This window comes from Novipirellula rosea (genome assembly GCF_039541335.1).
Lineage (GTDB): Bacteria > Planctomycetota > Planctomycetia > Pirellulales > Pirellulaceae > Novipirellula > Novipirellula rosea.
This window is the reverse complement of record NZ_BAABGA010000008.1, coordinates 95,220-107,471: the sequence shown is the minus strand read 5'-3', so window position 1 is coordinate 107,471 and position 12,252 is coordinate 95,220. Positions and strand designations below refer to the sequence as shown.

The following is a 12,252-nucleotide window of genomic DNA, read 5'->3' as shown; positions in this document are numbered from 1 at the left end:
CCTGGGCAATCGCGGGCCCAGGGGGGGCGTATCACGCCGCACGCGACGACACTTCCGTTGAGGAGCATCTCTGGCCGAGGAACATCATGTCGCTTCAATTCACTGCAACGCACCTCCTAATGATCGGGCTCGCTGCGGGCATGTTGACAGCGCAAGAGCCCGAGAACCGACAGCCGCTGGATCAACCAGACGACCAACAGGAAAACTCGCCGGAGCTGACTCCCATGAACGCGTCACCGGTTCTATCCGCAGTGCTTGCCCACGCGAGTAATCCCAGTCAATCCGCGGCGTTTTCGGTCAACGTCGAGAAGCAGGGTGGTCCGCTGGAAAACCCCATCATCCAGCCGATGTTGGCGGCAACCCCATGGGATTGGACGAGTTCCGTCGGGGGCCTCATTCCGCTGAATCAGTATCAATTTTGCGATTCGATGCCGGCATCAAGGACAGCAGATATACCGTACTCGCCCTCCGGCAGCTTCACCAATAACTACAGCACCTTTTTAGACCTGATTGATGATTTAGGGTCTCCTCTGAAATCACAGATTGATGCCGCGCGTTCCGCGGTCAAAACGCCCCCCGGTTCACCGGTCGACTCAGGAAATCCGCCCGATGGCTGGGCAAAGGTCACGGACGAAGCCGGGCAATTGCAATGGCGGATGATTTGGTCAGTCTCATCGATGCCAAGTGATTGGACGGCATCAGTATCCGGTGATCTCGGGGCAACGTTTTCATTCGTGGGCAATCAAAACCCCAGCATCAAAGAATCGCTGCAGGTTGGTCCCTATCGATTACAAGCGAAGTTATCCGATGGAGAAAACCTGGCACTGAGTGATCAAGAACTAGAAAGTTTTTCAATTGATTTTGAGGCTGCGGGTTGGGTGGCAATCTACCCCGGCGCATGGTTCGATTCGGGGCTAGTGAGTTTGGCGCAACATCGCAAGCTGAAATTCCTGCCGGGCTATGATCACGCGAATTTTTTTGGCAGACGAGGTCTGATTGCGCAACGCAAAGGAGGATTCTTTGTGGGCAGTAACCCGACGATCAGCTGGACTTCTCGCGACCCGGTGAACGAAAAAATTGAATCCGCAACATCGGTTTCTGGCGGTGGCATTACCCTGCAAAAGAAAACGGCCAACTTTGTAAAAATCGAGTCGCAAAATGGAGTCACGCGGTATTCGGTCAAGCCAAAATATACGTCGCTATTCATCATTGCGGTGGAAGTCCAGCGACTGTAGTTCCTCTGTGCCGAGACCGGGCGAAACGCATCGTTCGCTTTCAGTAGATCACGGTTGCAACGAAGATTGGCTGCGATACTCGCGAGGACTGCACTTCATTATTTTACGGAATTGTCGCGAGAAATAATTGCTGTCGTTAAAGCCAACATCAAATGCAATCTCGGTGACTCCTTGGTTCGTCGTGCGAAGCAATTGTGCGGCGCGGTCGATTCGCAACCGTATCAAATGGGCAATCGGCGTGCATCCCATCGCTGATTCGAATGCCCGCAGAAAACTTCGTCGCGACATCTGGGACAATTCAATCAAGTCATCCAGTTGAATTGGATCGGTGAAGTGACTCTCTAAATGCGAGATTGCGTTGGCGATACTCAATAGCGAGATGGAATCGACATTCTTTGTTCGTCCGTAACATCGAGAAAGATGGCCAACGATTTGCATGAACGTTGCGGTCGCAATGAACTGAAACCCACTCGATCGATCACGCAGTTCGCTATCGAGTTGCTGAATCAAGTCCACTGCGGTGGCAAGTTCTGAACGGGTGACTCGTAATCGACTTTTGAATTGGTGCTGTCGCCGCCACGCGGGTTCGAGATGAAACAACGCGTGGTATCCCGGTAACGAGGGAAGATCGTGCAGTCGTAGCGACAGTGCTTCCTGCTGAAACAAGATGTTGGTTAGCTGCAACCGGTTTGTGTTTAAATAGTCATGCGGCCGAGACCCGCCGATCACGAACACATCCCCCGTGGTCAACGGCCACGAATCTTCACCGGTGACGTGCAGTCCCTCACCGCCGGTGACAACCACGATCTCGGAAAATTCATGGGTATGGATTCCGAACGATTCTTGCGGATCACGGCGTTCCACCGCGATCGGAAACCCATCCTCGTGGAACCAGTCTTCATTTTTCAGGATTTGCATGGTGGTTTCCCCGCATTTTGATTTTGGGGGCATTGCGAACGTGCGATCAGGCCACAGAATGGGGCAAAGGAATCGACGCAGGTGGCATTATTGTGCTAATAAATGACACGATAGTGAAGGTGGGAGCCCAAAAACTACATTATCGTCTTGTTATTGCCCCCTAAGCTTATTCGGTCTATTCGAGCGACGAACGCTGTTTTGGGGTCCGATTCGCGCACGATTGGTGCTCGGAATGCGACTGGTTATTTACGATTGAGGAAACTTCCACGATGGTCAAATCTGCAAACATTGAAGCCGCTTACCGCTTGGCCCAAGAGCGGTACGAGTCGCTTGGCGTTGACGTTGACAAAGTGATCGAGCGATTGCAAAAGGTCGCAATCTCGCTGCATTGTTGGCAGGGGGATGACGTCGCAGGTTTCGAGGACAACGGCAGCGAATTGGGTAGCGGTTTGGCCGTCACGGGGAACTACCCTGGTCGCGCTCGCACTGCCGATGAACTTCGCCAAGACTTGCAGACGGCCTATTCGCTGATCCCCGGCAATCATCGTTTGAACCTGCATGCTTGCTACGGCGAATTTCACGGCCAAGTCGACCGCGATGAAATCGGGGTTGCCCATTTCGAGGGCTGGATTCAATGGGCAAAAGGGCAAGGCATCAGCCTCGATTTTAACCCGACCTTCTTTGCTCATGAAAAAGCGTCAGACGGATTTACTCTTTCACATCAGGACGCGGGCGTTCGAAAATTCTGGATCGATCATGGGATCGCATGCCGCCACATCGCCGCGGAAATGGGCAAGACACAAGGCAACCCGTGCATCAATAACTTCTGGGTTCCCGACGGTTACAAGGACACGCCTGCGGATCGCAAATCGCCACGCGAACGATTGGCCGCTTCGTTGGACCAAATCTTTGCCGAACCGGTTAACCAAGACCATACGCTCGATGCAGTGGAGTGCAAATTGTTCGGGATCGGCTCGGAAAGCTACGTGGTCGGTTCGCACGAATTTTATCTCGGTTATGCAATTTCACGCCAGAAATTGCTCTGTCTCGACGCCGGACACTTTCATCCCACCGAGGTGATTTCGGACAAGATTTCGTCCGTGTTAATGTATGTTCCCGAAGTGCTCCTGCACGTCAGCCGCGGGGTGCGTTGGGACAGCGATCACGTGGTCACGTTCAGTGACGAACTTCAAGCGATCGCTCACGAAATTGTACGAGGCAAACATCTCGATCGCGTGCACATCGGCCTCGATTTCTTTGACGCCAGCATCAATCGGATTGCGGCGTGGGCGATCGGTACCCGCAATGTGGTGAAAGCTCTGTTGATGGCGATGTTGGAACCTACCGACTCGCTTCAACAATTTGAACGCGATGGCGATTACACCTCGCGATTGGCGATGATGGAAGAATTGAAATCGATGCCGTTTGCTGCCGTTTGGGACTATTACTGCCAAACCACTGGCGTTCCCGTGGGTGCCGAATGGCTCGACAAAGTGCGTCAGTATGAATCGAGTACGTTGTCGTCGCGAACAAGCCAAACGGCTTCGGCGTGAGGCGGAGCTCCGCTGAATTTAGTTTGCCGATAACGAAATTCGCAGAAACATTCGGCGTTTGAATCAGATGAACGAAACGCTCTGCACGTTTTCCAGACCGGCGACAATGATACTGCCAGCTTTACAAATTGCATGCGTCAATCAAAACAACCCAAGCGAAGTCTAAGGAAACAACTGGATGAACGAAGCCTTGGCCGACACCGTTGATGAACGAGTTGCTGAAGAACATACCGGTGGTGAGTATGAACGCCAACGCGTCCCCGACAAAGCGTTATTAGGTGCCGGGAAATTCTGGGGCATGTACGCTGGCGAACACGCAGCAGGCACCGAGTTTATGATCGGGCCACTGTTTTTGGCCGCCGGAGCTAGCCTCGCCGATTTGATCCTCGGGTTACTGTTAGGCAACATCTTGGCCGTCTTGACGTGGCGATACCTCGTCACTCCGATTGCGATCGCTAAACGATTTACGCTCTACTACCAACTCGAACGGATTGCCGGCGGGTCACTCGTCAAGCTTTACAACGTCGTCAACGGCGTGTTGTTCTGCTTCTTAGCCGGCGCGATGGTGACGGTATCGGCCAGTGCGGTCGGTGTGCCATTTGACATTCACTATGCCGTCCCAGAGCAAACGTTTGGCTTCGGTGCTCCGTCGTTCACGGCGCTTGTGGTTGTCGTGGGGATCGTGATGGCGGTGATTGCCGCAGCGGGCTACCAAACGGTGGCAAGAGTGGCAAACATCGCCGCTCCCTGGATGATTTGCATCTTTGCTGCCTGCGGAATCGTCTCATTGATCCAAATGGGAGCGACTAGCAGCGAAGCGCTATCCGAAGGCAAATATTGGAGCGATGCGGTAGCGTTTGTCCAAGCAAAGAGTGGTGAAAAGCCCTTTACGTTCTCACAAATTGTGATTTTTGCATGGCTTTGTAACGGAGCGATGCACTTCGGGATGGCGGACCTGTCGATCTTTCGCTTCGCACGAAAACCCTCCTCCGGTTGGGCTCCTGCGGTTGGGATGTTTCTGGGGCATTACATGGCCTGGATTGCGGCGGCTCTGCTGTTGGCAGCTCAGATCAAACTGTCGCAAAACGACTCGGCCAACCCAGGCATGTTGGCTTGGGGAGCCCTCGGTTGGACCGGGATTATTTGTGTGGTGATTGCAGGCTGGACCACCGCAAACCCCACGATATATCGCGCCGGCTTGGCGTTCCAAGGCATCTTTCCCAAAAGCTCTCGCACCGTGATGACTTTGGTGGCCGGAGCGGTTGCAACGATGGCCGGAGCGTTTCCAAACTTGTCCGCCCAGTTACTTGGATTCGTCGGAACATACGGCACCGTCTTGGGCCCAATGGGGGCAATCATTTTCGTCGACTATTACCTGATGAAGCGTTTTGGATTGCAAGATGAATATGCGGCACGTCGCAGCCAATCGGTCAACATGGCCGTGTTGATTGCTTGGCTATTGCCGGTTTTCGTCGGGCTCTACTTGATCTTCGCTCAGGACTTGTTCGCCGCTTATGCCGTCATCCCGTGCTGGATCATCAGCGGAATTCTGTACCTTGGCCTCAGCAAAATGCTTCAGTCGCCTGCAGGTGACGTTGCTGCCAATTAGTTGCCGCCCCTTGCCTCAACGAGAAAAACAATGAAACCAATCGTGTTCAAAGTGGCTTCGCTGCTCGCACTGGCGGCGACCATCGTTCCGAGTGTTCTGTGCTTCGCGGGTCTGATCGATCTGAGTGTCGTGAAGACATCGGCGTTGATCGGAACGCTTGTGTGGTTCGCTGCCACACCGTTTTGGATGAGCCGCGATATTGATTCCGAAGAACTGCACCCCGGCAGCGAACCGAGTGTCGAGATCTAGACTTTTGTCGCAGCCAAGGCTTTGGGATGGACCTAGCGAAAGTCGTCAAGACTTTCGGCTGTTCTCCCTTCCCAGACGAAACACTCGATCGAGTTCCGCTAACGGCAATCGAAGCTGAATCGGTGACCGCTGATGCAATTCGGTGACGTCACCGGGCATTCCCCCCCCCTCCTATTTTCAAACCGCAAAATATGCAAATCGAGCCAAACGTCTTCCGACGTCTTTCCTTGTTTTTACTCGTAGCGACTCTCCTTCTCGCTGGCGGACGCCTGACCGCGGCCGAGCCAGGCCTAAGTGTCTCCGATTCATCGCTCCGCTGCGAATATCGAGTCAATCCACTCGGGATCGACACGCTCCGTCCTCGATTCAATTGGATTGTCGTTTCGGATCAGCGAGGGGAATCGCAAACGGCTTATCAAATCCGAGTGGCTTCGTCGGCAAAATTGCTCGCGACCGACTTGCCTGACCTTTGGGATTCGGGAAAGGTCACGTCGTCCGAAACACTGCAGATTCAATATGATGGAAAACCGCTTTCGTCGCGGCAAAAGTGTTATTGGAAAGTCCGTACATGGGATCGTAATGGCATCGCTTCGGATTGGAGCGAAACTGCATTTTGGACAATGGGGCTGCTCGAAGAATCCGATTGGAAAGCCGAGTACATCTCGTACGAAGACGAATCATCAATCTCGAAAGACACTAGCAAGCTGTATTTGCCGGCGGCTCGCCAATATCGCAATGCGTTTTCTTCGGAAAAGGAAGTGGCCCGTGCGACGGTCTATTCTGCTGCACTGGGGATCTACGAACTCGAGATCAACGGCGCGCGAGTGGGTGATGCGTATTTTGCCCCCGGATGGACCGATTACCGCCAACGGGCCTATTACAACACCTACGACGTGACCGACTTGGTCAAACGTGGCGAGAACGTGATTGGTGCTCGTGTCGCAGACGGTTGGTACAGCGGATATGTTGGCTTTGGTTTGCTAACCGGGATGGGAACCGAACGTCAGGGAAGGTGGAACTACGGCAAAACCCCGTCGTTGATGACGCAGATGGAAGTCGAATATGTCGACGGTACGCGAGCCACGATCAGCACCGATGCGACTTGGACGGTGACCGCAGACGGCCCGATCCAAGAGGCGGATCTGTTAATGGGGGAAGCATACGACGCCCGCAAAGAGCAGCCGGGATGGTCGTCACCCGGATTTGATGATGCAAACTGGGACAACGCGATCCTAGCACGTGACATGGAGAACGTCGTCGCAGACTTTTACGAGGCTCATAATCCCGAAAACGTGGGGGGCGGTCCTCGTATTCAAGGCACGCCGCGTGACCTTGGCTTTAAACGTCCGCGACTCGAATCGTTTCCTGGCGTTCCCGTCCGCATCACGGAAGAACTGCCAGCGAAAAAGATTACCGAGCGTGAACCGGGCACTTATGTCTTTGACCTCGGGCAAAACTTTGCCGGGGTGATTCGGCTGAAAATTAAAGGCCCCGCGGGACATCGCGTCCAGATTCGCTACGCCGAGATGTTGCATCCCGATGGTCGCATGATGACTGAGAATTTGCGCAAAGCACGTGCAACGGACTATTACGTCTGCAAAGGCGACCCGGATGGCGAGATCTATCAACCACGATTTACATTCCATGGTTTCCAGTTCGTCGAAGTCGCAAACTTTCCAGGCGAGGCCGACTTGGATACGGTGACCGGATTGGTGATGCACAGCGACACGCCGATGACCAGCACGTTCGAGTGCAGCGACCCGGTGGTCAACCAATTGTTCAAAAACGTGGTCTGGACTCAACGTGCAAATTTCCTTGATTTGCCGACGGATTGTCCTCAACGCGACGAACGAATGGGATGGACCGGTGACGCACAAGCTTACGTCGGAACGGCTGCCTATAACGCCGACATCGGTGCGTTTTATACAAAATGGCTTCGTGAGTTAATGGAATCACAACGCGAAAGCGGTGCGTTTCCCGGTTACGCTCCGTTTCCGTTTCAACACGGTTGGGATTTCGGATCCGCCTGGGCTGATGCCGGTGTGATTTGTCCCTGGACGATTTGGCAAGCGTACGGCGACACTCGCGTGATCGAGGATTGTTGGGAACCGATGACCCGGTTCATGCAGTGGCGCGAACAGACGAGCGACAACGATCTAGGCATCGTGCATGGCAATGCATGGGGCGACTGGTTGGCGCAAGGAGCTAGCACCCCGTTGGATTACGTCGATACGGTCTACTTTGCGATCTCGGCGCGTATGATGTCCGAAATGGCCGAAGCGATCGGCCACGACAAAGAAGCCAAAGCGTATCGCGACCAATTACAGCGGACCAAGAAAGCATTCCAAGCGAAATACCTTCGCGACGATGGCAGCATCAACGTGAACACGCAAACGGCGCAAGCGTTGGCATTGTTTGCCGATCTTGTGCCAGCGAAACAACGTGAAGCGACAGGCCGCCATCTTGCCAAAATGATCGCCGAGAACGGCAACCATATGTCGACCGGCTTCTTGGGGACACGGCCGCTGCTTCCCGTGCTGTCGAGTGCAGGACAACACGACTTGGCGACGTTCTTGCTGCAATCACGCGAGTTTCCTTCGTGGGGCTATGAGATCGAAAACGGTGCCACCACGATCTGGGAACGTTGGGACAGCTACACCAAAGAAGACGCCTTTGGACGGCACAACGCCGCAATGAACTCGTTCTCGCATTACGCGTTTGGTGCGGTGTGTGAGTGGATGTTTGATACGTTGGCGGGAATCAAATCGGACGGCCCAGGATACAGTAAGATCATCATCCATCCTCATGTGCCCACGCCCAACAGCAATGCGATGGTCGATGTTATCGATTGGGTGCGAGCTTCGCATGATTCGATTCGTGGGACGATCCGTAGCGATTGGAAAATTGCCGATGGCCAATTCCATTTGCACGTTTCGATTCCGGCCAATGCGACGGCGACGGTGGTTCTGCCGACCGAGGATCCGCAATCGATTCTGGAATCCGGTAAATCCGCGATGGATAACGTGAACGTCAGCAAGCCTCGCATTGACAGCGGATCCACGAAGTTCGTGGTGGGATCGGGTGATTACGAGTTCACGATGCCTTTCGCCAAGCAATCGGCTCGCAAGGGCCTCGTGACATCGAAACCCAAAGACACTTCGATCAATCCGGATGGCATCGACATGACGAATGCAAAGGAGTTAGTGCGATGGGATTTTGATAACCCGGCGGATGTCGAAAAGTGGACCCACGTGTCCAATGTCAAAGTCGAACAGCGCGACGGCAAAGCCTTCTTGGTCGCCACCGGCAACGATTCACAAATGTCGACGCGACTTCCCAAAACGGTTTCCGGGTCAATCGTGATCCAATTGCGAGCGATGCCTAGTAAGGGAGCGACAAGCCAGTTTTTCTGGGCGTTGCCCGAGCGTGGGTTTAACGGAACACAGCAGAACATCCGTCCGCTGACTGCAAGCGATCAAGTGAACGATTATTTGTTTAGCGTGAATGAGACGAAACCGATTCGAAGTATTCGCTTCGATCCGTTCAATACGTACGACGAACACGCGAACGTCGGCGAGATGATGATTGAATCGATTTCGATCTTTCAATTAGATGATAAACAGGATTCCCAACAGTAGCGAAGATGCGGTCTCGGAGGCAAACAACGGCGAGCGTTCCGCTATGGAAACCATCCGGTTAATGCCAAAGTAGTTGGCAGTGGACGCTAGCCTCGGGCGTGAATCCGGTCGCGAGATTCCTGGGGCGTCTACTGCAACCTGTTACGGTTTGGGGTAGCGGCCTGAGAGTCGTTTAGGCATCGCACTTGGGGTGTAGCGAACTCCGCTTCCCCGGTCGCCTTGGGGGCGATAGTGCGGACTATTTCGGGTTGATTGCGGCGTATATACGGCATCGCCACTTTCGTCGCACCACCATTTCGACCAATTTGCGCTGAGTTCGTTGACGACCTCGGGTTTTGCCGCCGCGAGGTCCGTTGTCTCCAGAGGATCGTTTTGATTGTCAAATAGCTGCCAACCGGCGGCGTCTACCTCGGCCAAGGTCCATCGATCGGTGCGGATGGCACGGTTGTCCATGTACTGGAAATAGAGTGGGCGTTGGCGTTGCCACGCTTCTTCACGGAGCACTGGCAGAAACGACTCGCCCGCCACGTCGTTTGCCAGTTTTCCGATCGCATCGAGACAGGTCGGCAACACGTCGACCATGTGGACCGCGCGTGATTCGATGCGTCCTGGATCGCCCGTGTTACCGGGCCACCAAGCGACCGCGCCCGTGGTGACGCCACCGGCGTGCTGGCCAATTTTGTACATTCGCCAAGGTGTCACGCTTGCATACGCCCAGCCGGTGCCGGGTTGCCAGTTCGAGCCTGGGTCACCCGGCAAACGGTCCATTTTCAACATTGCCTGGTCGACCACCGAAAAGGAATCGGTTCCATTGTCGCTGAGAAATAGCACCAGCGTGTTTTCGCCGTGCCCGTTGTCTCGTATCGACTGCATGACTCGCCCAATGCCGTGATCCATACGCTGGACCATCGCTGCAAACACAGACATCCGCAAGTCTTCGAGATCACGTTGTTCATCGCTGAGCGAATCCCATTTGGGAAGATTTTGGGGATAGGAGGGAAGCACCGCGTCGGCCGCGACCAGTCCCATTTCTTTTTGACGGTGGAAGCGGGCCTCGCGTATCGCCTGCCAACCGGCAGCATACTTGCCTCGGTATTGCATGATGTCGTCACGCGGAGCTTGCAGCGGATTGTGAGGAGCTTGGTAACTCAAATACAAAAAGAACGGATCGGTTGGTGCCTGTTTCGTGGTGTCGTCGATGAACTGTATCGCTCGGTCGCTCAAGGCATCGCTGCTGTAGTAGTTGTCTGCAAAGTCCGCGAACGGCTCGCGATCAAGTCGGTAACTGCTAGCTCCGGCGAAATGATCGGCGAAGCCCGACAAGAATCCGAAAAAGTGATGAAAACCGCGGTCCATCGGATGGCCGTCGAGATGCCATTTTCCGATTAATGCCGACCGATACCCCGATTCATGCAGCCGTTCGGGCAACAGAGGCGTGTCTTGGAAATTCCGCAGCGCGTTTGGCCACCAGCGGCCGGTCAACATTGACGCTCGGGATACGACGCACATGCCACCATTGTAGAAATGGGTCATGCGAACGCCTTCCTTGGCAAGCTGATCAATGTTGGGAGTCGCTATCTCGCCTCCGAAGCAACCAGGGTCTGAATACCCCATGTCGTCGGCGAGAATCACCACGATGTTGGGTCTTGATTCTGCGTTTGCGATGCCAGCAACCGAGAAGAAAACGGCCAACAAGATCGCGGTTTTTCGCGAGAATGATCGTAAAGCTGGAAGCATATTTCCGAACGCAAAATGAGATAAGTCCGCCACATTCATCCTTCCTATCTTGAGATTAAACAGATCAAGCCAAGTTGCAGTATAGGTTAACCCGCAGCACCGAGCCCCACGATCCAAGCGACCGCGATCAGCGTGATTGCGGTGACGCCTGCCGCCGATTGAACCCACCGGCTGGCCAACCAGCGAACAGGCAAACGGCTGCCGGCCCAGCCGATCAGCAATCCTGCGACGAAGCCGGTGACGTGGGCGAGCACGTCGGTGCGTTCGCCGCCGACTCCGGTGAACGCCAACAACAGCACTCCGCCGATCAACGGGCTCCATCGTTTGAACGGTTTTTCCTGGGAAGCGGTCCAGCGGCGGAGTCCGTGAGAAACGATCATCCCAAGTGCGGCAAAAACCGCGGTCGAAGCACCGATTGAGGTGTGGGCTGCGGGCTGAGCCCAGGCGTTCATTCCGTTACCCATGCCGCCCGCGATCACGATTCCCAACCAAGCCACGCCGCCTCCTAAAGATCGTCCAGCCAGCAGTCCAAAGACGGTTCCGAATAACAGGTTGCCCATCAGATGCGCGGCATCTAAATGGAGCGTTAATGCGGTCAACATTCGCCACCAATCTCCGGCGACGACGCTTCCTGCATGCATCCGTCCGGCCTGGAACCATTCAAACCCAAACGTCGACTTCGCGGCCAGCACGGCGACAATCATGAGCACGCTGGCGTAGAGAAAGACCGCCAACGCTGCGGCTTCAAAAACGGGATCGGCGGTCCGGCGACGCGGCGCTGAATCGCGGTTTTCGTTTCGATACGCATCGAGTTCGGCGATCGCAACGCCCTGGTCCTCGCGAGCCACCACCAGCAGCCATGCGCCATCGCGAGAGACCGCATCGGCGGCAATCCCGGCGGCCATCAGGACGAGACGTGCTTCGAAACATTCGCTCGAACGATTTGTGCTGAGCACGACTTCTTCATCCGGCAGCTGATTTTCCATGCATCTATCTTCGGCGCGGAGCGTCGATTTAGCAATCCGACGATCGACAATCGTGGGCCGGAACGTAGCGGAGCGGAATTCCGCCAGGGCGGCTGGTGCAAAGTCCCTGTCACGGCCGCATCTGCGTCGCTATCGCGACTGGGATCGAACTACGATTACGCCGAAAAACACCGTCGGGGGTTGGCGGCACCACCTTTGGGGATGCAGGCTGTTGATTGGATCCGCTCTAGATACAATGGGTACGTGCTGCGTTTTCCGACGCTACCGCCCTTTACCGATGCGACTTTGTGACGGTCGTATCAAACAATTCTGCCTAATTTACTGTCC

8 protein-coding genes are annotated in these 12,252 nt (G+C 54.8%); 5 read left to right on the top strand and 3 right to left on the bottom strand.

Translation table 11 applies throughout. The features are described 5' to 3' along the window. Positions 1 to 86: 86 nt before the first annotated feature. Positions 87 to 1,235, top strand: coding sequence for a hypothetical protein (locus tag ABD971_RS02860; RefSeq protein WP_345319223.1), 1,149 nt, complete (start codon positions 87 to 89; stop codon positions 1,233 to 1,235). 48 nt (positions 1,236 to 1,283) lie between these two features. On the opposite strand, the gene ABD971_RS02855 is transcribed toward ABD971_RS02860, so the two are convergent. After that, on the bottom strand, positions 1,284 to 2,153 hold the full coding sequence (locus tag ABD971_RS02855; protein ID WP_339944753.1) for a helix-turn-helix domain-containing protein: 870 nt from the start codon (positions 2,151 to 2,153) through the stop codon (positions 1,284 to 1,286). A 269-nt stretch (positions 2,154 to 2,422) separates the two neighbouring features. Between ABD971_RS02855 and ABD971_RS02850 the strand changes: the two genes are divergently transcribed. The 4 genes from ABD971_RS02850 (at position 2,423) to ABD971_RS02835 (ending at position 9,202) form a co-directional block, all read left to right on the top strand. After that, complete coding sequence (locus ABD971_RS02850) at positions 2,423 to 3,706, top strand: L-rhamnose isomerase (RefSeq protein ID WP_345319221.1); 1,284 nt, start codon at positions 2,423 to 2,425, stop codon at positions 3,704 to 3,706. Positions 3,707 to 3,884: 178 nt separating this feature from the next. Continuing rightward, positions 3,885 to 5,315, top strand: a complete 1,431-nt coding sequence (locus tag ABD971_RS02845) for a purine-cytosine permease family protein (RefSeq protein ID WP_345319219.1) — start codon at positions 3,885 to 3,887, stop codon at positions 5,313 to 5,315. 30 nt (positions 5,316 to 5,345) lie between these two features. Then, a complete protein-coding gene (locus ABD971_RS02840) occupies positions 5,346 to 5,564 on the top strand; it encodes a hypothetical protein (protein ID WP_339944748.1) in 219 nt (72 codons plus the stop codon). Positions 5,565 to 5,791: 227 nt separating this feature from the next. Then, a complete protein-coding gene (locus ABD971_RS02835) occupies positions 5,792 to 9,202 on the top strand; it encodes a family 78 glycoside hydrolase catalytic domain (protein WP_486348638.1) in 3,411 nt (1,136 codons plus the stop codon). A 141-nt stretch (positions 9,203 to 9,343) separates the two neighbouring features. On the opposite strand, the gene ABD971_RS02830 is transcribed toward ABD971_RS02835, so the two are convergent. Then, entirely contained in the window at positions 9,344 to 10,939 is a 1,596-nt protein-coding gene (locus ABD971_RS02830) for an arylsulfatase (RefSeq protein ID WP_345319214.1), read from the bottom strand. An 86-nt stretch (positions 10,940 to 11,025) separates the two neighbouring features. Further along, the gene (locus ABD971_RS02825) at positions 11,026 to 11,925 is read right to left on the bottom strand and encodes a rhomboid family intramembrane serine protease (RefSeq protein WP_345319212.1); all 900 of its coding nucleotides are present in this window, start codon (positions 11,923 to 11,925) and stop codon (positions 11,026 to 11,028) included. Between the last annotated feature and the right edge of the window lie 327 nt (positions 11,926 to 12,252).

What these genes read in the sequence shown, in the direction of transcription:
- ABD971_RS02840 (WP_339944748.1), top strand. Translation starts at nt 5,346, where the DNA reads ATGAAACCAATCGTGTTCAAAGTGGCTTCGCTGCTCGCACTGGCGGCG.
- ABD971_RS02850 (WP_345319221.1), top strand. Translation starts at nt 2,423, where the DNA reads ATGGTCAAATCTGCAAACATTGAAGCCGCTTACCGCTTGGCCCAAGAG.
- ABD971_RS02855 (WP_339944753.1), bottom strand. Translation starts at nt 2,153, where the DNA reads ATGCAAATCCTGAAAAATGAAGACTGGTTCCACGAGGATGGGTTTCCG.
- ABD971_RS02845 (WP_345319219.1), top strand. Translation starts at nt 3,885, where the DNA reads ATGAACGAAGCCTTGGCCGACACCGTTGATGAACGAGTTGCTGAAGAA.
- ABD971_RS02860 (WP_345319223.1), top strand. Translation starts at nt 87, where the DNA reads ATGTCGCTTCAATTCACTGCAACGCACCTCCTAATGATCGGGCTCGCT.
- ABD971_RS02825 (WP_345319212.1), bottom strand. Translation starts at nt 11,925, where the DNA reads ATGGAAAATCAGCTGCCGGATGAAGAAGTCGTGCTCAGCACAAATCGT.
- ABD971_RS02830 (WP_345319214.1), bottom strand. Translation starts at nt 10,939, where the DNA reads ATGCTTCCAGCTTTACGATCATTCTCGCGAAAAACCGCGATCTTGTTG.